At 48.5% G+C, this 22,339-nt stretch carries 20 protein-coding genes; 17 read left to right on the top strand and 3 right to left on the bottom strand.

The features are described 5' to 3' along the window. The 9 genes from DW896_RS20845 to DW896_RS20805 all read left to right on the top strand — a co-directional run. Positions 1–1,188: helicase (locus DW896_RS20845; RefSeq protein WP_118525793.1), on the top strand; the 1,188-nt coding region annotated here is incomplete at its 5' end. A 659-nt stretch (positions 1,189–1,847) separates the two neighbouring features. Next, positions 1,848–3,773 (top strand): tetracycline resistance ribosomal protection protein Tet(Q), encoded by a 1,926-nt coding sequence (gene tet(Q) / locus DW896_RS20840; RefSeq protein ID WP_002560998.1) that lies wholly within the window; start codon positions 1,848–1,850, stop codon positions 3,771–3,773. Further along, complete coding sequence (locus DW896_RS20835; protein ID WP_002560997.1) at positions 3,773–6,091, top strand: ATP-binding protein; 2,319 nt, start codon at positions 3,773–3,775, stop codon at positions 6,089–6,091. The genes tet(Q) and DW896_RS20835 overlap by 1 nt, the downstream gene beginning before the upstream one ends. After that, positions 6,084–7,406: a sigma-54 dependent transcriptional regulator gene (locus DW896_RS20830; RefSeq protein WP_002560996.1), complete on the top strand. Its 1,323-nt coding sequence runs from the start codon at positions 6,084–6,086 to the stop codon at positions 7,404–7,406. Before DW896_RS20835 ends, DW896_RS20830 begins: the two co-directional genes overlap by 8 nt. 279 nt (positions 7,407–7,685) lie before the next feature. Beyond that, positions 7,686–8,108, top strand: a complete 423-nt coding sequence (locus DW896_RS20825; RefSeq protein ID WP_002560995.1) for a dihydrofolate reductase family protein — start codon at positions 7,686–7,688, stop codon at positions 8,106–8,108. A 237-nt stretch (positions 8,109–8,345) separates the two neighbouring features. Continuing rightward, a complete protein-coding gene (locus DW896_RS20820) occupies positions 8,346–8,948 on the top strand; it encodes an RteC domain-containing protein (RefSeq protein WP_002560994.1) in 603 nt (200 codons plus the stop codon). A 140-nt stretch (positions 8,949–9,088) separates the two neighbouring features. Next, the gene (locus DW896_RS20815) at positions 9,089–10,540 is read left to right on the top strand and encodes an ATP-binding protein (protein ID WP_002560993.1); all 1,452 of its coding nucleotides are present in this window, start codon (positions 9,089–9,091) and stop codon (positions 10,538–10,540) included. Between the two features lie 9 nt (positions 10,541–10,549). Continuing rightward, positions 10,550–11,713 carry a GNAT family N-acetyltransferase gene (locus DW896_RS20810; protein WP_002560992.1) on the top strand — a complete coding sequence of 388 codons (1,164 nt, stop codon included), beginning with the start codon at positions 10,550–10,552 and terminating at the stop codon, positions 11,711–11,713. 16 nt (positions 11,714–11,729) lie between these two features. Continuing rightward, positions 11,730–12,296, top strand: coding sequence for a hypothetical protein (locus DW896_RS20805; RefSeq protein ID WP_002560991.1), 567 nt, complete (start codon positions 11,730–11,732; stop codon positions 12,294–12,296). A 41-nt stretch (positions 12,297–12,337) separates the two neighbouring features. Here DW896_RS20805 and mobC read toward each other — a convergent pair whose 3' ends face one another. The 3 genes from mobC to mobA are packed head-to-tail and all read right to left on the bottom strand — an operon-like array spanning position 12,338 to position 16,032. Beyond that, entirely contained in the window at positions 12,338–14,347 is a 2,010-nt protein-coding gene (gene mobC / locus DW896_RS20800; protein ID WP_002560990.1) for a conjugal transfer protein MobC, read from the bottom strand. A 30-nt stretch (positions 14,348–14,377) separates the two neighbouring features. Continuing rightward, on the bottom strand, positions 14,378–15,625 hold the full coding sequence (mobB, locus tag DW896_RS20795) for a conjugal transfer protein MobB (protein WP_002560989.1): 1,248 nt from the start codon (positions 15,623–15,625) through the stop codon (positions 14,378–14,380). Further along, the gene (gene mobA / locus DW896_RS20790; RefSeq protein ID WP_002560988.1) at positions 15,604–16,032 is read right to left on the bottom strand and encodes a conjugal transfer protein MobA; all 429 of its coding nucleotides are present in this window, start codon (positions 16,030–16,032) and stop codon (positions 15,604–15,606) included. Before mobA ends, mobB begins: the two co-directional genes overlap by 22 nt. Before the next feature lie 421 nt (positions 16,033–16,453). Between mobA and DW896_RS20780 the strand changes: the two genes are divergently transcribed. The 8 genes from DW896_RS20780 to DW896_RS20745 all read left to right on the top strand — a co-directional run bounded on the left by DW896_RS20780 (position 16,454) and on the right by DW896_RS20745 (position 22,305). After that, a complete protein-coding gene (locus DW896_RS20780) occupies positions 16,454–16,705 on the top strand; it encodes a hypothetical protein (RefSeq protein WP_032529375.1) in 252 nt (83 codons plus the stop codon). A gap of 36 nt (positions 16,706–16,741) precedes the next feature. Beyond that, positions 16,742–17,503, top strand: coding sequence for a ParA family protein (locus DW896_RS20775; protein WP_002560987.1), 762 nt, complete (start codon positions 16,742–16,744; stop codon positions 17,501–17,503). A gap of 2 nt (positions 17,504–17,505) precedes the next feature. Next, the gene (locus tag DW896_RS20770; protein ID WP_002560986.1) at positions 17,506–17,946 is read left to right on the top strand and encodes a DUF3408 domain-containing protein; all 441 of its coding nucleotides are present in this window, start codon (positions 17,506–17,508) and stop codon (positions 17,944–17,946) included. A 2-nt stretch (positions 17,947–17,948) separates the two neighbouring features. Continuing rightward, complete coding sequence (locus DW896_RS20765; RefSeq protein ID WP_025880727.1) at positions 17,949–18,302, top strand: DUF3408 domain-containing protein; 354 nt, start codon at positions 17,949–17,951, stop codon at positions 18,300–18,302. A 16-nt stretch (positions 18,303–18,318) separates the two neighbouring features. Continuing rightward, on the top strand, positions 18,319–19,047 hold the full coding sequence (locus tag DW896_RS20760; RefSeq protein ID WP_008764732.1) for a hypothetical protein: 729 nt from the start codon (positions 18,319–18,321) through the stop codon (positions 19,045–19,047). A 201-nt stretch (positions 19,048–19,248) separates the two neighbouring features. Continuing rightward, positions 19,249–19,566, top strand: coding sequence for a DUF4134 domain-containing protein (locus DW896_RS20755; RefSeq protein WP_002560983.1), 318 nt, complete (start codon positions 19,249–19,251; stop codon positions 19,564–19,566). 10 nt (positions 19,567–19,576) lie between these two features. After that, positions 19,577–19,909, top strand: a complete 333-nt coding sequence (locus tag DW896_RS20750) for a DUF4133 domain-containing protein (RefSeq protein WP_008764731.1) — start codon at positions 19,577–19,579, stop codon at positions 19,907–19,909. Next, a complete protein-coding gene (locus DW896_RS20745; RefSeq protein ID WP_070750140.1) occupies positions 19,906–22,305 on the top strand; it encodes a TraG family conjugative transposon ATPase in 2,400 nt (799 codons plus the stop codon). The genes DW896_RS20750 and DW896_RS20745 overlap by 4 nt, the downstream gene beginning before the upstream one ends. Positions 22,306–22,339 lie beyond the last annotated feature (34 nt).

Here is a 22,339-nt window from a genome sequence, read left to right as displayed (position 1 = left end):
AGGGGGGAAGAGGGCAGCAATGCCCTTGACCTACCCGATCGACCGTCCGACCTGCAACAGCGTGACGGACGGGGAGTTAGAGCAGGCAACGAGATAGCCAAGCATTTCGCCGGGAACAACGTGGACGTAATAATCTACGCGGTGGAAAAATCACTGGACAGTTACAAGTTCAACCTCCTGCACTGCAAGCAGACTTTCATCAGCCAGCTTAAAAGCGGTGCTATGGAAGCGCGTACCATCGACGAGGGGGCAATGGACGAGAAATCGGGCATGAACTTCTCGGAATATATGGCGTTGCTATCCGGCAACACCGACCTGCTGGACAAGGCGAAACTGGAAAAACGTATCGCCTCGCTCGAAGGGGAACGCAAGTCGTTCAACAAGGGCAAGCGTGATTCGGAGTTCAAGCTGGAATCGAAGACCCGCGAGCTGGGCAACAACACAGCTTTCATAGATGCCATGACGGAGGACTGGAACCGCTTCCTCTCTGTGGTGCAGACCGACAAGGAGGGCAATCACCTTAATATAATAAAGGTGGACGGAGTGGATTCCGCCGATGAGAAAGTCATCGGAAAGCGTTTGCAGGAGATAGCCAAGAATGCCACGACCGGAGGGTTGTACACGCAGGTTGGAGAGTTTTACGGTTTCCCGATAAAGGTGGTCAGCGAAAGGATACTCAAAGAGGGATTGGAGTTTACCGACAACCGCTTCGTGGTCGAGGGGAACTACAAGTACACCTACAACAACGGGCATCTGGCGCTGGCTGACCCGTTGGCCGCCGCCCGCAACTTCCTCAACGCGATTGAGAGAATCCCCTCCATCATCGACCAGTATAAAGCGAAGAATGAGGTCTTGGAACGTGAGATACCGCAGTTGCAGGAGATAGCAGGCAAGGTGTGGAAGAAGGAGGAAGAACTGAAACAGTTGAAGTCCGAACTTGCCGCCCTTGACCGCAAGATACAGCTGGAACTTGCGCCGCCTACACCCGAAATCACCGAAAAGGAGCATGAAGGGCAACAGGTCAAACCGGAAGCGAAAGGTGTGCGAAACGGTATCAGGCAATATCCCGAAGATACATCACCGCAAATACGCAATCCATCGGAAAGTATTATCGCCAATCACACCATAACTGGGCATCCGGGGCTGTATGCCAAGGAGGAAACCCGGTCCAAAGGATTGAAAATATAACCTTAGGAATTTTATCTGAAGTATTAATAAGGGCTATCCCAAAAGGTCTAAAAGTAAATTTTATCCTTTCTGCAAGTATCTGTAGGATGGCAACTGCATTTTTTTTCTTTTTGGGCAGCCCTTATTAAAATTTATTCTTATTTTAGGTTATATACATTCATGTCCATTTATGTAAAAAATCCTGCTGACCTTGTTTATGTCTTGTCAGTCACCATTTGCAAAACCATATTTGACCCTCAAAGAGGCTGAATTTGATAAGCAACTTGCTACATACTCATAATAAGGAGCTAAATAGAACACGAATGGGAAATACTCAAATGCCAAACTAAAGAAGATATTGGCCAAAATAAACGTTATACCGAGAGAGAAACTTGATTTTTTTCAACTTCCTAAAACGTTGTTGTTCAAACATTTCTACTTATTTGTACTTACCAGTTGAACCTACGCTTCCCTAATAAAATGTCTATGGTAAAAAGTTAAAAAATCCTCCCACTTTTGTTAGATATATTTTTTTGTGTAATTTTGTAATCGTTATGCGGCAGTAATAATATACATATTAATACGAGTTAGTAATCCTGTAGTTCTCACATGCTACGAGGAGGTATTAAAAGGTGCGTTTCGACAATGCATCTATTGTAGTATATTATTGCTTAATCCAAATGAATATTATAAATTTAGGAATTCTTGCTCACATTGATGCAGGAAAAACTTCCGTAACCGAGAATCTGCTGTTTGCCAGTGGAGCAACGGAAAAGTGCGGCCGTGTGGATAATGGTGACACCATAACAGACTCTATGGATATAGAGAAACGTAGAGGAATTACTGTTCGGGCTTCTACGACATCTATTATCTGGAATGGAGTGAAATGCAATATCATTGACACTCCGGGACACATGGATTTTATTGCGGAAGTGGAGCGGACATTCAAAATGCTTGATGGAGCAGTCCTCATCTTATCCGCAAAGGAAGGCATACAAGCGCAAACAAAGTTGCTGTTCAATACTTTACAAAAACTGCAAATCCCGACAATTATATTTATCAATAAAATTGACCGTGACGGTGTGAATTTAGAGCGTTTGTATCTGGATATAAAAACAAATCTGTCTCAAGATGTCCTGTTTATGCAAACTGTTGTCGATGGATTGGTTTATCCGATTTGCTCCCAAACATATATAAAGGAAGAATACAAAGAATTTGTATGCAACCATGACGACAATATATTAGAACGATATTTGGCGGATAGCGAAATTTCACCGGCTGATTATTGGAATACGATAATCGATCTTGTGGCAAAAGCCAAAGTCTATCCGGTACTACATGGATCAGCAATGTTCAATATCGGTATCAATGAGTTGTTGGACGCCATCTCTTCTTTTATACTTCCTCCAGAATCAGTCTCAAACAGACTTTCAGCTTATCTCTATAAGATAGAGCATGACCCCAAAGGACATAAAAGAAGTTTTCTAAAAATAATTGACGGAAGTCTGAGACTTCGAGACATTGTAAGAATCAACGATTCGGAAAAATTCATCAAGATTAAAAATCTAAAGACTATTTATCAGGGCAGAGAGATAAATGTTGATGAAGTGGGGGCCAATGATATCGCGATTGTAGAAGATATGGAAGATTTTCGAATCGGAGATTATTTAGGTACTAAACCTTGTTTGATTCAAGGGTTATCTCATCAGCATCCCGCTCTCAAATCCTCCGTCCGGCCAGACAGGTCCGAAGAGAGAAGCAAGGTGATATCCGCTCTGAATACATTGTGGATTGAAGACCCGTCTTTGTCCTTTTCCATAAACTCATATAGTGATGAATTGGAAATCTCGTTATATGGTTTGACACAAAAGGAAATCATACAGACATTGCTGGAAGAACGATTTTCCGTAAAGGTCCATTTTGATGAGATCAAGACTATCTACAAAGAACGACCTGTAAAAAAGGTCAATAAGATTATTCAGATCGAAGTGCCACCCAACCCTTACTGGGCCACAATAGGGCTGACGCTTGAACCCTTGCCGTTAGGGACAGGGTTGCAAATCGAAAGTGACATCTCCTATGGTTATCTGAACCATTCTTTTCAAAATGCCGTTTTTGAAGGGATTCGTATGTCTTGCCAATCTGGTTTACATGGATGGGAAGTGACTGATCTGAAAGTAACTTTTACTCAAGCCGAGTATTATAGCCCGGTAAGTACACCTGCTGATTTCAGACAGCTGACCCCTTATGTCTTCAGGCTGGCCTTGCAACAGTCAGGTGTGGACATTCTCGAACCGATGCTCTATTTTGAGTTGCAGATACCCCAAGCGGCAAGTTCCAAAGCTATTACAGATTTGCAAAAAATGATGTCTGAGATTGAAGACATCAGTTGCAATAATGAGTGGTGTCATATTAAAGGGAAAGTTCCATTAAATACAAGTAAAGACTACGCCTCAGAAGTAAGTTCATACACTAAGGGCTTAGGCGTTTTTATGGTCAAGCCATGCGGGTATCAAATAACAAAAGGCGATTATTCTGATAATATCCGCATGAACGAAAAAGATAAACTTTTATTCATGTTCCAAAAATCAATGTCATCAAAATAATGGAGCGGTCAGGAAATTTCTATAAGGCAATACAGTTGGGATATATACTTATCTCCATTCTTATCGGATGTATGGCATATAATAGCCTCTATGAATGGCAGGAGATAGAAGCATTAGAACTTGGCAATAAAAAAATAGACGAGCTCCGAAAAGAAATAAACAATATCAATATTCAAATGATAAAATTTTCTCTATTGGGTGAAACAATACTGGAATGGAACGATAAAGATATCGAGCATTACCATGCACGGCGTATGGCAATGGACAGTATGCTCTGCCGTTTCAAGGCCACCTATCCAGCAGAGCGCATCGATAGTGTGCGCAGTCTTTTAGAGGATAAGGAACGACAGATGTTCCAGATAGTCCGGTTAATGGATGAACAACAATCTATTAACAAGAAGATAGCCAATCAAATTCCGGTTATTGTGCAGAAAAGTGTGCAGGAACAGTCCAAAAAGCCAAAACGAAAAGGTTTCTTGGGCATCTTTGGCAAAAAAGAGGGAACGAAGCCAACGACAACAACGACTACGCTCCGTTCATCCAATAGAAACATGGTCAACGAACAGAAAGCGCAGAGCCGTCGATTGTCAGAACAAGCCGATAGTCTTGCTGCCCGTAATGCAGAACTTAACAGACAACTGCAAGGATTGATTTGCCAAATCGAAAAGAAGGTACAATCTGATTTACAAAATAGAGAAAGCGAGATAACAGCGATGCGTAAAAAATCATTTATGCAGATAGGCGGCTTGATGGGATTTGTTCTTTTGCTGTTGGTCATTTCCTATATCATCATACACCGTGATGCAAAGAACATTAAACGATACAAACGCAAGACAACGGATTTGATCGAGCAATTGGAACAGTCCGTGCAACAAAATGAGGTACTCATAACCTCCCGAAAGAAAGCGGTACATACTATTACCCATGAGTTGCGTACACCACTGACGGCAATAACTGGCTATACCGAACTTTTGCGGAAAGAATGCAATAGCGGTAATAATGGGCAATATATCCGAAATATACTGCAATCCTCCGACCGTATGCGGGATATGCTCAACACTTTGCTTGACTTCTTCCGCCTGGACAACGGCAAGGAACAGCCCCGTCTGTCACCCTGCCGGATTTCTGCAATCACGCACACACTTGAAACGGAGTTCATTCCTGTTGCAGTGAACAAAGGGTTGTCCTTGTCCGTGAAGACTGGACACGATGCCATTGTATTGACCGACAAAGAGCGAATAATACAAATCGGGAATAACCTGCTGTCAAACGCAGTCAAGTTCACAGAAGAAGGCGGTGTTTCTTTGATTACTGAATATGATAATGGAGTTCTGACACTGGTCGTTGAAGATACAGGTACAGGCATGACAGAAGAGGAACAGAAACAAGCGTTCGGTGCGTTTGAACGTCTATCAAATGCCGCCGCAAAGGAGGGTTTCGGGCTTGGGCTTGCCATAATGCGTAATATTGTGTCGATGCTTGGCGGAACAATCCGTTTGGACAGCAAGAAAGGGAAAGGCAGTCGTTTCACAGTTGAAATTTCTATGCAGGAAGCTGAAGAACAGCTTGGATATACAAGCAATACACCTGTTTATCATAACAATAAATTCCATGATGTTGTCGCCATTGACAATGATGAGGTATTACTTCTGATGCTGAAAGAGATGTACTCCCAAGAAGGAATACACTGCGACACTTGCACCGATGCTGCGGAACTGATGGAAATGATACGCCAGAAAGAATACAGCCTGTTGCTGACAGACTTGAATATGCCCGGTATAAACGGTTTCGAATTACTGGAACTGTTGCGTTCGTCCAACGTGGGCAATTCACCAACAATCCCGGTGGTTGTGGCAACCGCTTCGGGCAGTTGTAACAAAGGGGAACTATTGGCAAAAGGCTTTGCCGGATGCCTGTTCAAGCCGTTCTCCATATCGGAGTTGATGGAGGTTTCCGACAGGTGTGCCATAAAAGAAACACCGGACGGGAAACCGGATTTTTCAGCTTTGCTGTCTTACGGCAATGAAGCCGTTATGCTGGAAAAGTTGATGACGGAAACTGAAAAAGAGATGCAGACAATACGGGAAGCGGCAACAGAAAAAGACCTGCAAAAGCTGGATTCCCTGACACACCACCTGCGCAGCTCGTGGGAGGTGCTACGTGCCGACCAACCGCTAAATGTACTTTACAGATTGCTTCATGGCGATGTACTCCCGGATGGTGAAGCGTTAAGCCATGCCGTGACTGCCGTGCTGGATAAGGGAGCGGAAATAATCCGGTTGGCAGAAGAGGAAAGGAGAAAATACGAAGATGGATAAGACAACAATAATTGTGGTAGAAGACAATATCGTGTACTGCGAGTTTGTCTGCAACATGCTGGCGCGGGAGGGCTACCGCACCGTGAAGGCTTACCACCTCTCAACCGCGAAGAAACATCTACAACAGGCGACAGATAATGACATCGTGGTTGCCGACCTGCGCCTGCCTGACGGTAACGGCATTGACCTTTTGCGCTGGATGCGAAAGGAGGGAAAGATGCAGCCCTTCATCATTATGACCGACTACGCCGAAGTTAATACCGCCGTGGAAAGCATGAAACTCGGCTCGATAGACTATATTCCCAAACAGCTTGTGGAGGATAAACTTGTCCCCCTGATCCGTTCCATACTGAAAGAACGTCAGGCAGGACAACGCCGTATGCCTGTGTTCGCCCGTGACGGTTCCGCATTTCAGAAAATCATGCACCGTATAAGGCTGGTAGCCGCTACCGATATGAGCGTGATGATATTCGGAGAGAACGGCACGGGTAAGGAACATATTGCCCACCACCTGCACGACAAGAGCAAGCGGGCAGTCAAGCCATTCGTGGCGGTGGACTGCGGTTCACTCACCAAAGAGCTTGCGCCCTCGGCCTTCTTCGGACACGTCAAGGGAGCGTTTACAGGAGCAGATTGTGCCAAGAAAGGATATTTCCATGAGGCGGAAGGCGGCACGCTGTTTCTGGACGAGGTAGGAAACCTCGCGTTGGAAACCCAACAGATGTTGCTCCGCGCCATACAGGAGAGGCGGTATCGCCCGGTCGGAGACAAGGCAGACAGGAGTTTCAATGTCCGCATCATCGCCGCCACCAACGAGGATCTGGAAGCGGCAGTGAGTGAAAAGCGTTTTCGGCAGGATCTTCTGTACCGCCTGCACGACTTCGGGATAACCGTTCCTCCGTTGCGTGACTGTCAGGAAGACATCATGCCGCTGGCAGAGTTCTTCCGTGATATGGCAAACAGAGAGCTGGAGTGTAGCGTGAGCGGGTTCAGTTCCGAAGCACGTAAAGCGTTGCTGACACACGCATGGCCGGGCAACGTGCGGGAACTTCGGCAGAAAGTTATGGGTGCTGTATTGCAGGCGCAGGAAGGTGTTGTCATGAAAGAGCATCTGGAACTTGCCGTGACGAAACCGACCTCTACTGTCAACTTCGCCCTGCGCAATGACGCGGAGGATAAGGAGCGGATATTGCGTGCGTTGAAACAGGCAAACGGCAACCGGAGTGTCGCCGCCGAACTGCTCGGAATAGGCAGGACAACACTATACAGCAAACTTGAAGAGTATGGACTTAAATATAAATTCAAGCAATCATAGCCTGTAATTCACTGAATTTGGCTATCTTTGCATAACATTTGAGAAAAACGGCGATTGGCAGGAGCTTTTCGCCGCCAACATATAGGATAAGACCGCAAGGCGTTTCAAGCGAAAATCTGGTAAATTGGAACTACGGAGACGATTGCGTGATGCTTATGCTATGCTTACGCATAGCGTGCATTCACGTACTCTCCGTAAAGGCTTTACCAGAGCCATCGCTTGAAGGTAGTGTGAATTGCACGCTACTTTTTTGCCCTTGCCTAATGAAAGGTAACGATTATGGGTAAAGTTCAGATTCTCGCCGTACTGACGATGGACGGATGTCTTTCTTCAGAGTTATATTATAAAGCACATCAGGATTTGTGCCTTGACCGTTGCGGTCTTGATGAAATCAGGAAGAACGCCCTTTACCGCGTGACACCAGACTATTCCATTTCAATGCTGCACGAATGGAGAAAAGACGGCACAAACATCCGTTACCTCGCGGAAGCCACACCGGACACGGCAGACTATATAAACGGACTACTGCGTATGCACGCTGTGGATGAAATCATACTATACACCGTTCCTTTCATATCCGGAAGCGGACGACATTTTTTTAAGTCGGCTCTGCCAGAGCAACACTGGACGCTTTCCTCTTTGAAAAGTTTTCCCAACGGTGTATGCCGCATTATCTACATCCTTGATAAAAAAGCAAGATAGCCAAAATGTGCGGCAAGCATACATTTTTATTTTCAAGAATAGAATAAATGTCTGATTACAAACAATTTAAGTCGGAGATAATTTGTCCCTGTGAAAAAATATTGAATTTTATACCACTGAAATACAACACTTTGTAAAATTGAGCGTTGGATTTTTTGTTTTCTGCCGCGTTTTTTGCCAATTATATTCATGTGCGCATACCGAAAACAGAGTGTAAAATTTCAAAATTGACAGGACATGAATTATTTTTTATTGGCGGAAACCGAGTTCTTCCGCCGGATAAACGAAGCCGGAGACTGCAATATGGAAAAAGCATACACGGCTTTCGCCACCCAAGTAATAGAACTGTGCAACGGCGGCATGGACATGAACCTTACCGTCATCGCGCTTGCCTACATCGAAATCGAGTTGCAGCACCATCCGGTGCGTAATCTGTCAGAAGAAAGAAGAGAGATTGCCGCCTACGTCAGCAAGGCTCTGTCTTTCGTAAGAAAGATGCAGAAATTCCTTGCCACGCCCCAAGTGCCACCACTAATATCCGCCAACAACGCAACAGAAACCACCGCCAGCCTTCTTTGGACGGGCAACGCCATCGACCTCGTGGAACTTATCTACGGCATAGACGAGATGGGCTGTATCAACAACGGCAATATGCCGCTAAAACAGCTCGCCCCGATTCTCTACAAGATATTCGGTATTGAGTCGAAGGATTGCTACCGCTTCTATACCGACATCAAACGTCGGAAAAACGAAAGCCGTACCTATTTCCTCGACAAGATGCAGGAGAAACTGAACGAGAGAATGCTGCGCGATGAAGAGCTGGAACGTATGAGAAGATAAAATCAGGTATAAGCGGGAGAATGGTATCATGCTGTTCTCCCGTTTGAGTAAAATCTATACGAAAAAGGGCGTTTTCGGCGCGCTATTGCCCCGAATTTCAGCGAAAAACGCTATCTTTGTACAATTGTTACGAATTGAATATGAACATAGACAACCTCGATATAGTAAAACAACTGATAGCCGAAAAGGAAAACGGGCAGGTGGAGTTCAAGGAAACCACCGGGCAGTTGGAGCGCGGCATGGAAACGCTCTGCGCTTTCCTTAACAGCGAAGGTGGCACGGTGTTGTTCGGTGTGACCGACAAAGGAAAGATCATCGGGCAGGAAGTGAGCGACAAGACGAAGCGTGATATTGCGGAAGCCATCCGGCGTTTTGAACCATTTGCCACACTCGAAGTTTCGTATATCAGTATCCAAAATACAGACAAGAGTGTGATAGCCTTGTCTGCGGACAGCCAACGTTATATGCGTCCGTTCTCCTATAAGGGACGGGCTTATCTTCGATTGGAGAGCGTGACATCCTCCATGCCGCAAGACGTATATAACCAACTGCTTATGCAGCGAGGTGGGAAATACGCTTGGGAGGCGATGACGAATCCCGACATCAAAGTTACTGACCTTGATGAACATGCCATTATGGGAGCGGTACGTGGAGGCATCCGGTGCGGTCGCCTACCCGAAGCCACCATAAGGGAGGATTTGCCGACCATACTCGAAAAATTCAACCTGTTACATGACGGAAAACTGAATAATGCTTCCGCAGTCTTGTTCGGTCGTGATTTTTACTTCTATCCCCAGTGCCTGCTTCGGTTGGCGCGTTTCAAAGGAACTACAAAAGACGAGTTTATAGACAATCAGCGTACCACTGGCAATATCTACACACTGCTGGACACTGCAATGTCGTTCTTTTTCAAGCATCTTTCCCTTTCGGGCAAAGTTGAAGGCTTGTATCGGGAGGAAGAGCTTGAGATTCCTTACAAGGCATTGAGGGAATGCTGCACAAATGCCCTTTGCCACCGCTCATACCACCGTCCCGGCAGTTCGGTAGGAATTGCCATCTATGATGACCGTGTGGAGATTGAGAACAGTGGAACTTTTCCGCCGGATATAACAATGGAAAAGTTATTGAGCGGGCATAATTCAGAACCTCAAAACCTGATTATTGCGAATGTTCTGTATAAAAGCGAGGTTCTGGAAAGCTGGGGACGAGGCATCGGGCTTATGATAAGCGAATGCCGGCGTGTCGGCATTCCCGATCCGGAGTTTCATACAGATGGAAATAGTGTATGGGTTATTTTCCGCTATACCCGAAAAACTGTGGGGCACGACCCGACAATTACCCGACAGTTACCCCACAGTCACCCCACAGTTACCCCACAGGTGGAAAAGGTGTTGTCTGCAATCGGCACACAGACACTTTCAACCAAAGAGATTATGTGTGTGATAGGATTAAAGGACAAAAGTAATTTTTTAGAACTATATCTGTATCCAGCCATAAGGCAGAATTTGGTAGAGCCTATTTACCCGGAAAATCCGAAACATCCCCGGCAGAAATATCGTCTTACCGATAAAGGAAAAGAACTGTTGATATAATAACGGGGTATGGTGGCGAAAAAGAAGAAACAACAGGGGCATTACTGTCGGATTTGTAGCGAGTACAAAGCCAACGAGCAATTCAGCGGCAAAGGACACTCGCGGCATATCTGCAAGGAATGCCGGTCGCTTCCCGATGATGTGAAGGCGGACATGGTGCGCTGTAACGAGGTGGAACGAGCCGTTTTCAAATGCCCGATGAGCCGTCAGGACTGGGAACTGCTGGAAAAATATGCCAAGAAGTACAAGGACAAGGAATCCGGGCAGTTCGCGCAGGATATGTTGGACATGAAACGGGGCAATCAGACACCGGACGAGGATATGGAAGAGGATGATGTTTTAATAGAAGGCATCTATGAAGAGGAAACCATACCATTTGCCGAACTGGAGGATGACATCCGTTATCAGTTGGAAGAATTGTTGGCGGACAACATCAACGAGTTCATGATACACAAGAATTACATTCCCGAAGGCAAGGAACTGAAAGACATCAACGAATGGGTCATGAAAGAAACCCGTGACACCTTTTTTATAAAGGTTATTCCCGATGCCGCTTATGACAGTCTGGTGGAAGAAACGATCAACAGGCTTGTGAAGGAATGGAAAGAGGACGGATTTGAGATAAAGACCTATTCCGCATCGCTGGTCGTCATGGAAACGGAACGGCTGCTTATCCGCAGGATAACCCGTAAGGATATGGACGCACTCCTTGCCATAATGGGAAAGCCGGAAGTCATGTACGCTTGGGAACACGGCTTTACCAAAAAGGACGTGCGCAAATGGATAAACAGGCAACTCATCCGATACCGCAAGGACGGGTTCGGATATTTTGCCGTCATACTGAAAGAAAGCGGCGCATTGATAGGACAAGCCGGTCTGATGAATAGTACCCTAAACGGGAACGAGACTGTCGAGCTTGGCTATATACTCGATAACACATACTGGCATAACGGTTACGGTACGGAAGCCGCCCGCGCGTGTTTGGAATACGCCTTTGGAGAGCTGGAACTGAAAACTGTCTGTTGCAGTATCCGACCGGAAAACGTGGCATCCATCCGTGTGGTTGAAAGGCTGGGAATGACCTTGTGCGACAACCATACAATAATATACAACGAAAAAGAAATGCCGCATCAGATATATGTGGCAACCAATAGTAAATCCTATATCTTATAAGCGAAATCACTCAACAATGAAAACAAATAATATTAATTTATTTTGCGATATAGTTACTCAAAGGTCAGGAGAACATTCTTGCGCTATAAATATTTTGTTGCAACAACAATTATATGGGCAGGTAATATCTATTCTGCGTCAAGAATTAGATTCTATGGTAAGAGTTATGTTTTTGTTGTCAATTAGCGACTTAAACCTTAGAGAGCATTTTATAAACCAAACTTTGGAGGGAATAAAATGGTCTTATCCCAATACAAAGAAAGTCGTGACCGATAAACAAATGGTGGATTTAGCTGATAAATTTTATGGCTGGCCTTTTTTTGTTTATAAATTAGGATGCGCTTTTATTCATCTTTCAGCAATGGTATATTATAAAAACAGTAATCCATTTTTGCTTTTATCTGTTTCAGAAAGAAATGACATCACAAGGTTTTTACATCAATATCATAGTTTCCCGTTAGAGTTGGAATTGAATTTGGAAAATATCATCCCATATCTTGATAAAGTATTTAATAAAGTTTCAAGTAACTTAGCATGTTACATTGAAGATTTACGTCAAAATAAACTTTTGGAGGAATATTAAAATAAGGGAGGATTTTAGCTATCCTCCCTTATTTTAATAGGTTACTTCTGCTGCAACAGATGCTTCAGGTTGTCATCGCCCGCGATGCGCTCCAATTCCTCCTGAACAATCTGCTTCACCTCCTCCTTGATGCGCCGGTAATTTGCCTGCACCGTTTCCTTCATGCGGTCGTTGCCGTCTGCGTCAGTGAAATCGGTAATAACGGGGATTTTCTTGTAGGCACTTTCCTCCCGTTTTACCTTATCGGCATCCACCACAATCTCGCAGTGGAAAATCTTCTGTTCGATACGCTCGTTGAAGTTGTCGGACACCGAACCGACAAACATTCCCTGCGTCAAACCGGAAATCTTGCTGGGCGGGATAAGCGCGTCCATCTGCGTGTTAATGGAGGTGGAAACATCCTGCCGGTTGATGGAGATAGACTGCCGTTTCTGCAACACCTTACCGAATCGTTCCGATAGTGTCTTTGCCGTTTCACCTACCACCTGCCCGGAGAAAATGTTACCGACCGTATTCATCACCACTTTCGCCTCCTTATCACCGTAGTCGCGCACCAGCTGGCTGAAATCCTGAAATCCCAGACACACGGCAACCTTGTTGCTTCGGGCGGTAGCTATAAGATTGTCCAACCCTTTGAAATATATCGTCGGCAGCTCGTCTATGATGACCGACGACTTCAGCATCCCCTTCTTATTGATGAGCTTCACGATGCGGGAGTTATACAATCCGAGAGCCGCCCCGTAGATATTCTGACGGTCGGGATTGTTGCCCACGCATAGGATTTTCGGCTCTTCGGGATTGTTGATGTCCAGCGTAAACTCGCTGTCCGACATCACCCAATAGAGCTGCGGTGAAATCATCCTCGAAAGCGGAATTTTTGCCGACGCTATCTGCCCCATGAGCTGCTCCGCAGCCCCTCCGAGCCACGCATCCATGAACGGGGAAAGGTAGTTCTCCAGTTCGGGATAGGAAGTCAGTATCGGAAAAATATCCTCGTAGCGGCGGTTCAAAAATTCGATGGCATGGGGAAACGTGCAATATTTCCCGTTCTGATAGATTTTAAGATACCATATAATACTGGCGAACAAAATGATAGGTGATTCCACAAAGAAGTCACCCTGCTTTTGCACCCACGTTTTATTGAGGTTGAGCATTATTGTATAGGCACTCTCGTAGGCGTCCGTAATATCTTCCATAAAATCCGGGTGAATGGGATTGCACCGATGAGAGCGTCGCGGGTCGTCGAAGTTGATCACATAGAACTTCGGCTTCACCTTGTAGCCGTCAGGGTGGTTCAGCAGATGATTGTAGGCAATGGTGGACAAGTCGCTGAATTTGAAGTCATACACGTACATCAAGAAGCCCTTTTCAATCTGTTGCTTGATAAAATTGTTTACCACGGCGTATGACTTGCCGCTGCCCGGCGTACCCAACACGATGGACGCACGGAAGGGATTCACCACATTGATCCAACCGTTGTTCCAACGCTTTTTGTAATAGAAGCGTGTCGGCAAATTGACCGAATACTCGCTTTCGATGAGTCTTGTTTCCTGCATGAAACTCTCGTTCTCGTTGTTGAAAACATCCTCCATCAAATTGTGTTTCAACAGACGGCTCATCCACAGACCTCCCATCAACAGGCAGACATAGCCCGTACCGATGGTAAGGACATACAGCCCCATCACCGCCTCAATCGGAAGCGGCAGAGCCAGTATCCACCAGTTTAGGAAAAACAGCACGGACCCGGCGGCGAGTGCCGTCCATATTCTTCCCCAAGTGATTTTCTCTCCCTTGACCCCCTTTGTACCCAGACAGGACAGGGCAAGCAGCAGGACGGCAAACAGCTTTGTGTACAGTATGGAATGGAACAGCCCCGCCGTGCGGTCGAAGTTCAGAAGGATTCTGTCCACCACACCGATGTTCACGCCCCACAGCCGGATGACTTCGTAACAGAACCAGTACACGTTCATAACCACTAAAATAATACTCACGGCACGCAGAAAATCCATGATTTTCGCCAATGCCCTCAAATCGTCTTCTTGTTGTGACATACATTGATTTTTTAATTGTTGATACTCCGATTACAAACCCAAGCCCTTGCGCTTTTTCTTCTTTTTGCGCTTCATCGCCCGGATGAAAGCCTTTTCCTCAGCATCTACCGCCGGACCTTCGGGAGTGAGCAAGCCCATTCCGCCCGATACGTCTTCACGGTCGTATGCGGTCTGTCCGTATGCCTTGTCCGCAGCATCCATAGGGATGGATAACGGTATCGGCGGTTGTCCGGCGTATGGCAGGGTGAAGTGTTCCTGCAAGGCATTCGCCGAAAGCTCCTTGCCCATGCGAGAGCCGTTCAGTACACATCCTGTGCGGTGGTCGATAAACGTCGCTCCATAGATACGCCCTTCATCCGTGTAGCGCAGTACGGTGTCGATGCCCTTCTCTTTGAGTTGGGATACAAATTTGTCCTTGTCATAAGTGCCTTGCAGCACGGAAAGAACGGTGCGTTTCGTCATGTCGGCGAGCTTCCTGTCCTTAATCTCTGATTTGGAACGGATAAATTTTCTCTGTACGGCTTCATAACCTGCGGACTTCCCGAAAAGCGAGGACTTGAACGGGTTGCCCACCTTGTTACCCTTGTCGTCCGTGACGGAATAAACCAGCCCGTGATACTCCCGTCCGCGCACGTTGCCTCTCGCTTCCTCCACCGTCATATTATATAAGGAAAGGAGCGCACGGTATTCGCCCATCGTCTGAAAACGGTACTGCCCGTTCAGAGCCTTCACAGTGCCAGCCACCTGCTTCTTCACATCACCTGCCGATGCGTCCACCTTGCTTAGCGGCGTGTCAAGCCGGCGGTTCCTGCGCTCCGCGCCGTGCAGCCCGTATTTCTTCTCCAGCTCACGGGTGATTTGTTTGCTACGATAGTAGTTGTTCTTGTCGCTGATACATTTCCCGTTATCGTCCACCCGCACCGTCACGATGTGCAGGTGGTGGCGGTCGATGTCCTCGTGCTTGAAAACAAGATAAGGCTGGTTGCCGAAACCGAGTTTTTCCAGATACTCGCGGGCTATATCCTGCAATTCCGCATCGGTCAACACATCCTCCGGATGTGGGTTGAGCGAAATATGCACCACCGGCTTCTCCACCTTCATCTGTGGCGGCATGAAGGTGAGAAAACCCTCCATCGCCTTGTTGATGTCCACCTTTCCCGAACCGTCATTGTAGATGCGGTTGGTCGTAAGCAACCGCCCCTGCGCCTCGTTAATCTTCTCCCCGTTATAGGCAATCGCGCCGTACAACGAGTTTCCTACACTGATTTTTGCGACCATTTCGCCTCCATTTCCCTTGAAAGTTCCACAATCCGGCGGCTCAGTTTCACGAGTTCGACGGTGTGTTGCTCTAATTTGTAGAGCAACGCCATCGCCTTTTTCTCTGAAAAATGCAGCCTCAGTTCCTTCACGACTTGGTTGTAATTCGTACCCACGGCGCGGAACTGCGCATGAAAATCCGATAGCTTGGTGTAATAGTCCACCAGCGTCTTGTCCACCTTCAGCACCTTGAACGGCTGTCCGAAGAAGTGCGCTTTGAGGAAAACCGACCGTGCATAGACACCCGATTTTCCGAACATGGCGAGGAAACGATTGTGTTCCTCCTCGTTGAAACGGACGGTGTAACGGTACACCGCCGGATCAAGTTTGGGATTTCTCCCTGCTTTGCTTTTCCTTTTCTCTTTCATATTACTTTGGATTTAGCGGATTGACGGCATAAGCCGCCGCTTCGGATCACAGCACCGCAGTTCTGAAAGGCTTTCCGACTTCGGAGGGAAAGCCCGCCCCCTGCAAGGGCAAGGCGTTTTCCGGGATGCTCAAAATATTTTGAGCGGCTGAAAACATACCTTGCTATGTTCAGGTGAACATAAAAATCCGTCAGGGGACGGATGGGAAGATACCTTTCAGGACTCCGGGCCGCGCACCATCGGCGAACCCTGCTGTCCGGGGGGCAAAGTTACGCCCTTAAAGCTGTATTGGACAGATGCTTGACCCGGTCAATGACTGCCAACCGGCGCAACGTGCTGCCACTTGCCGGAGAAGTGATACAGGTTCCAAAATATACTTGTTTATTTGCAGCATGATTCAAGAAACGAACGATTTGAAAATATGAGAAAAGGAACATTCAAATACCCGGACAATCGCTTCGGCGGATACTTGCCGAAGCGGATACCCGAACCGTCGGAACCCCGGTTATCCGACAATCTGGTGAAGTACAGATTCAATGACTTCATGACGCAGTGTCGTCATTCATCACTTGTTCGCCGCACCGCTTCACCACAGAACCGGATACGCGATGACCCGCCCATGTGTCTGTTCACTGAAGCGGATAATGTAGCAACCAAATCCGCATATAAATAGAAAAAGAAATCTTCAACAATTAAAATAAATGGAACTATGAGTAAGGAAATCTTCGTTGCATTCGCAACACAGAAAGGTGGCATCGGCAAATCCACTGTCACGGCACTTGCCGCCAGCTACCTGCACAACGTGAAAGGCTACAATGTCGCCGTCGTGGACTGCGACGACCCGCAGCACAGCATCCACGGGCTGCGCGAACACGAAATGGGGCTTATCGACAGCAGCACCTACTTCAAGGCTCTCGCTTGCGACCATTTCCGCCGGATGAAAAAGAACGCCTACACCATCGTCAAGAGCAATGCGGTGAACGCCCTCGACGATGCCGAGAGGATGATTGCCACTGAGGACGTGAAACCCGACGTGGTGTTCTTCGACATGCCCGGCACACTCCGTAGTAACGGCGTGATAAAGACGCTCTCGCAGATGGACTACATCTTCACTCCGCTGAGTGCCGACCGCTTTGTTGTGGAGAGTACCCTGAAATTCGTCACAATGTTCCGCGACAGGCTGATGACTACCGGACAGGCGAAAACAAAGGGGCTTTATCTGTTTTGGACGATGGTGGACGGCAGGGAGAGGAACGACCTGTACGGCATCTACGAGGAAGTGATAGCCGAAATGGGCTTTCCGGTACTTTCCACCCGCTTGCCCGACAGCAAGAAGTTCCGCCGTGACCTTTCGGAAGAGCGCAAGAGCGTTTTCCGCTCCACCATCTTCCCGATGGACACGGCACTGCTGAAAGGGAGTGGCATCCGGGAGTTTTCCGAAGAGATAAGCGACATCATCAGACCGCAGTGAGCATGGGCAGCAGGAAAGTGAACACGGAAGGCATCGACGAGGAACTGCTGTTAGCTTCCATCGGGCGGCGCACACAGGACGGGACACTGCGCCCCGCACAGGAAGTACCCGCAGCTGCACCGACCGAAGAGGACACCGCCGCACCGGAACCACCTCCTGTGCAACCAGTAACACGGGAAAAAGCGCAGAGGGAAAGTGGCCGCCGGAAAAGGCAGGATGAGGACTATAACGAGCTGTTCCTGCGCCGCAACGAGATAAAGACCCGCCAGTGTGTCTATATCAGCCGCGATGTCCACGGCAAAATCCTCAGAATCGTGAACGACATCGCCGGAGGTGAAATCTCGGTGGGCGGCTATGTGGATACCGTGCTGCGCCAACATCTGGAACAGCACAAGGAGAGAATCAACGAACTGTACAAGAAACAACGTGAAGATCTGATTTGAAAATGGAAAAAGAAATGACACCGAATGAAAAAAGACCACAGCAAGACTGCGGAGGTATGTTTGCCCAAGTGCAGGCGAGTGTGGAAATCCTGTCGCCTGTCCCGGTAAGCGGCAAATGCTGCGAGAAGGACTATGAACGTCTGTTCATCCGTGACTCGGAAGTAAAGGCACGTGAGGGGAAGATGGCGTATGTGCGCCCGGAGTACCACGAGCGTATCATGTGTATCACCCGTGTAATCGGGCATGACCGGCTTATGCTGTCCGCTTACATCGACCATGTGCTGACGCATCACTTCAACCAGTGCGAGGATGCGATAAAGAGCCTTTATGCCCGAAATTATAATTCAGTATTCTAACCAAAAACGGAAGGATATGAATTACACAATCAGCATGACAGACATTCTGCTGGCGGTATCGGTCGGCTGCAACCTCTGGTTCCTGTTCCTGCTCCTTTACGAGCGCATCATGGACACGCGGATTGTCCGCTTCTTCAAGGGCATTGTCGGATTATGGCGGTCACTGGACGGGAATGAGGCTAAACGCATAGCGGCACACGAGGAAGTCCCTGCGGAAAAGGCGGACATCATCGGCAAGAGCCGTTTCAGGATGGCATCCACCCGGACAACCGCTGCCATACCGACGCAAGAAGCCGCCACTATGGAAAAAGGCATTGAGCTGTCGGAGGAAGAGGCTACTTTTGACGACGGAAAAACGGGAAACGCATCCCGCCCGGCACAAGTTCCGGAGGAAAAACTCGATGAGACCTTCACGAGCATACCGCCGGAGGAACTGGGATACGGGGACGACGAACCGGAAGAGGACGCCTCGGACACGCCACGGGCTTCGGGCAGCAGCTTTGACGAGATTGACGACGCCTGCAAGACCGCCAAGAACCCGGACGCGACACAGGCGGAACGTGAAAAGGCGGCGAAGGTGTTCACCGACATGGAGGGCACGGAGTTGTACGAGAAAATGATGGAAGGCTCTTCGGAGATAGGCATCCGCATCAAGGGGCTTATCGAGATTCGGCTGAAGAAACCTGAAAAGGAGTTCGTCGTGCCGGACAACATCGAGGAGTTCGACATTCGCAACTATGTATGACAACAATAAAAGAAATGAACATGAAAGAATGACATCAACCCACGCGGCGAGGAAACGCAAGGCGCATCCCTATCCGCAACGGACACGCCCACGTCCGTGGAAACAAACGGGCATCCACTAAAACCAAAGTAAAGAAACAAAGTATCAACCGCCCGACAAAGGACCATCCACCCTTTTGACGGCAAAAAACAAGAACAGTTTATGAACAAGAACATCTTGAAAAACAGAAAAGCAATCCTCTCCGCGGCACTTGTCATCGCCGCAACCGCCTCCGCTTTCGCGCAGGGAAACGGCATCGCGGGCATCAACGAAGCCACCTCTATGGTGAGTTCTTATTTCGACCCCGGAACTAAACTGATATACGCCATCGGTGCAGTCGTCGGGCTTATCGGGGGCGTAAAAGTGTACGGCAAGTTTTCATCGGGCGACCCCGACACCAGCAAGACAGCCGCCTCGTGGTTCGGCGCGTGCATCTTCCTGATTGTTGCCGCCACCATCCTGCGCTCATTCTTCCTTTAATAAATAATGTATGGCTGAATACCCAATCAACAAGGGTATCGGCCGTCCGGTAGAGTTCAAGGGCTTGAAGGCACAGTACCTCTTCATCTTCTGCGGAGGTCTGCTGGCTCTCTTCGTCCTGTTCGTCATCCTCTACATGGTCGGTATCGACCAGTGGATATGTATCGGCTTCGGCGCGGCATCGTCCTCCCTCCTTGTATGGCAGACCTTCGCGCTGAACGCCCGGTACGGCGAACACGGGCTGATGAAATTAGGAGCGGCACGGAGCCATCCCCGATACCTTATCAACCGGCGGCGGATACCCCGTCTGTTCAAACGACAACGAAAGGAAGAAAGACAATGAGGAATACATCGAAAATGACAACACTGGAAAACAGGTTCCCACTTTTAGCGGTGGAGCATGGCTGCATCATCTCAAAGGACGCCGACATCACGGTGGCTTTCGAGGTGGAACTGCCGGAACTTTACACCGTGACGGGTGCGGAGTACGAGGCGATACACAGTTGCTGGTGCAAGGCTATCAAGGTGCTGCCGGACTACTCCGTCGTCCACAAACAGGACTGGTTCATCAAGGAACGCTACAAACCGGAGCTTCAGAAGGACGACATGAGCTTTTTAAGCCGCTCTTTCGAGCGTCACTTCAACGAGCGTCCGTACCTGAAACACACCTGCTACCTCTACCTGACCAAGACAACAAAGGAGCGTAACCGGATGCAGAGCAATTTCAGCACGCTGTGCCGGGGACATATCATCCCGAAGGAGCTGGACAGGGAAACCACGACCAAGTTCTTGGAAGCCTGCGAACAGTTCGAGCGCATCATGAACGACAGCGGGCTTGTCAGGCTGCGCCGCCTCTCCACCGATGAGATTGTGGGTACTGAGGGAAATACGGGACTTATTGAACGCTACTTCTCGCTCATGTCGGAAGGTGACACCACCTTGCAGGACATCGAGCTTTCGGCAAGGGAGATGCGCATCGGCGACAACCGCCTGTGTCTGCACACCCTCTCCGACGCGGAAGACCTGCCGGGCAAGGTGGCTACCGACACCCGTTACGAGAAGCTCTCCACCGACCGGAGTGACTGCCGACTGTCATTCGCCTCCCCGGTGGGGCTTCTGCTCTCCTGCAACCATATCTACAACCAGTATGTGCTGATAGACAACAGTGAGGAAACCTTGCATAAGTTCGAGAAGTCCGCCCGTAACATGCAGTCGCTATCTCGCTATTCAAGGAGCAACAGCATCAACCGCGAGTGGATAGACCAATACCTGAACGAAGCCCATTCCTACGGACTGACCTCGGTACGGGCACACTTCAACGTCATGGCGTGGAGCGACGATGCGGAGGAACTGAAGCATATCAAGAACGACGTGGGCAGCCAGTTGGCAAGCATGGAATGCGTGCCGCGCCACAACACCATCGACTGCCCGACACTCTACTGGGCGGCGATACCCGGCAATGCGGCGGACTTCCCGGCGGAAGAGAGTTTCCACACCTTCATCGAACAGGCGGTGTGCCTGTTCACAGAGGAAACCAACTACCGCAACTCGCTCTCGCCCTTCGGCATCAAGATGGTGGACAGGCTCACGGGAAAACCGCTGCACCTTGACATCTCCGACCTGCCCATGAAGCGGGGTATCACGACCAACCGCAACAAGTTCGTGCTGGGTCCTTCGGGCAGCGGCAAGTCTTTCTTCATGAACCACCTCGTGCGCCAATATTATGAGCAAGGCGCACATGTGGTATTGGTGGACACGGGAAACTCCTATCAGGGCTTGTGCGGCATGATCCGACGCAAGACAGGCGGAGCGGACGGCGTGTATTTCACCTACACGGAAGAGAAGCCCATATCGTTCAACCCGTTCTACACCGACGATTACATCTTCGACGTGGAGAAGAAGGACAGCATCAAGACCCTGCTGCTGACGCTCTGGAAGTCGGAGGACGACAAGGTGACAAAGACGGAGAGCGGCGAGCTGGGCAGTGCCGTGAGTGCCTATATTGAGCGCATCCAATCCGACCGTAGCATCGTGCCGTCGTTCAACACCTTCTACGAGTATATGCGTGACGACTACCGCAAGGAACTGGCACAGCGTGACATCAAGGTGGAGAAGTCCGACTTCAACATCGACAACATGCTCACCACCATGCGGCAGTATTACCGGGGCGGACGCTACGACTTCCTGCTCAACTCCACGGAGAACATCGACCTGCTCGGCAAGCGGTTCATTGTCTTCGAGATAGATTCGATTAAGGAAAACCGCGAACTGTTCCCCGTCGTGACCATCATCATCATGGAAGCCTTCATCAACAAGATGCGGCGACTAAAAGGGGTACGGAAACAGCTTATTGTGGAAGAGGCTTGGAAGGCTCTCTCTTCAGCGAACATGGCTGAATATCTGCGCTATATGTACAAGACGGTCAGAAAATATTACGGCGAGGCAATCGTGGTGACGCAGGAGGTGGACGACATCATTTCCTCTCCCGTGGTCAAGGAGAGCATCATCAACAACTCCGACTGCAAGATACTTCTCGACCAGCGCAAGTACATGAACAAGTTCGACCAGATACAGGCGTTGCTCGGACTGACGGAAAAGGAGAAAGGGCAGATACTCTCCATCAACATGGCGAACAACCCTTCACGGCTCTACAAGGAGGTGTGGATAGGCTTGGGTGGCACACAATCGGCGGTCTATGCCACCGAGGTCAGTGCAGAAGAATATCTGGTGCGCCCGTAAAGGGAATTTGACGAATGTCGCTTTGGCAAGCGAC

This window comes from Bacteroides sp. AM41-16 (genome assembly GCF_003603495.1).
In the GTDB taxonomy this organism is placed as follows: Bacteria; Bacteroidota; Bacteroidia; order Bacteroidales; family Bacteroidaceae; genus Bacteroides; species Bacteroides uniformis.
The sequence above is the reverse complement of the archived record's forward strand: the minus strand, read 5'-3'. Positions and strand labels throughout refer to the sequence as shown.

Coding starts and splice junctions, on each gene's coding strand:
- DW896_RS20835 (WP_002560997.1), top strand. CDS start 3,773: ATGGAGCGGTCAGGAAATTTCTATAAGGCAATACAGTTGGGATATATA.
- DW896_RS20830 (WP_002560996.1), top strand. CDS start 6,084: ATGGATAAGACAACAATAATTGTGGTAGAAGACAATATCGTGTACTGC.
- DW896_RS20825 (WP_002560995.1), top strand. CDS start 7,686: ATGGGTAAAGTTCAGATTCTCGCCGTACTGACGATGGACGGATGTCTT.
- DW896_RS20820 (WP_002560994.1), top strand. CDS start 8,346: ATGAATTATTTTTTATTGGCGGAAACCGAGTTCTTCCGCCGGATAAAC.
- DW896_RS20815 (WP_002560993.1), top strand. CDS start 9,089: ATGAACATAGACAACCTCGATATAGTAAAACAACTGATAGCCGAAAAG.
- DW896_RS20810 (WP_002560992.1), top strand. CDS start 10,550: ATGGTGGCGAAAAAGAAGAAACAACAGGGGCATTACTGTCGGATTTGT.
- DW896_RS20805 (WP_002560991.1), top strand. CDS start 11,730: ATGAAAACAAATAATATTAATTTATTTTGCGATATAGTTACTCAAAGG.
- mobC (WP_002560990.1), bottom strand. CDS start 14,347: ATGTCACAACAAGAAGACGATTTGAGGGCATTGGCGAAAATCATGGAT.
- mobB (WP_002560989.1), bottom strand. CDS start 15,625: ATGGTCGCAAAAATCAGTGTAGGAAACTCGTTGTACGGCGCGATTGCC.
- mobA (WP_002560988.1), bottom strand. CDS start 16,032: ATGAAAGAGAAAAGGAAAAGCAAAGCAGGGAGAAATCCCAAACTTGAT.
- DW896_RS20780 (WP_032529375.1), top strand. CDS start 16,454: ATGAGAAAAGGAACATTCAAATACCCGGACAATCGCTTCGGCGGATAC.
- DW896_RS20775 (WP_002560987.1), top strand. CDS start 16,742: ATGAGTAAGGAAATCTTCGTTGCATTCGCAACACAGAAAGGTGGCATC.
- DW896_RS20770 (WP_002560986.1), top strand. CDS start 17,506: ATGGGCAGCAGGAAAGTGAACACGGAAGGCATCGACGAGGAACTGCTG.
- DW896_RS20765 (WP_025880727.1), top strand. CDS start 17,949: ATGGAAAAAGAAATGACACCGAATGAAAAAAGACCACAGCAAGACTGC.
- DW896_RS20760 (WP_008764732.1), top strand. CDS start 18,319: ATGAATTACACAATCAGCATGACAGACATTCTGCTGGCGGTATCGGTC.
- DW896_RS20755 (WP_002560983.1), top strand. CDS start 19,249: ATGAACAAGAACATCTTGAAAAACAGAAAAGCAATCCTCTCCGCGGCA.
- DW896_RS20750 (WP_008764731.1), top strand. CDS start 19,577: ATGGCTGAATACCCAATCAACAAGGGTATCGGCCGTCCGGTAGAGTTC.
- DW896_RS20745 (WP_070750140.1), top strand. CDS start 19,906: ATGAGGAATACATCGAAAATGACAACACTGGAAAACAGGTTCCCACTT.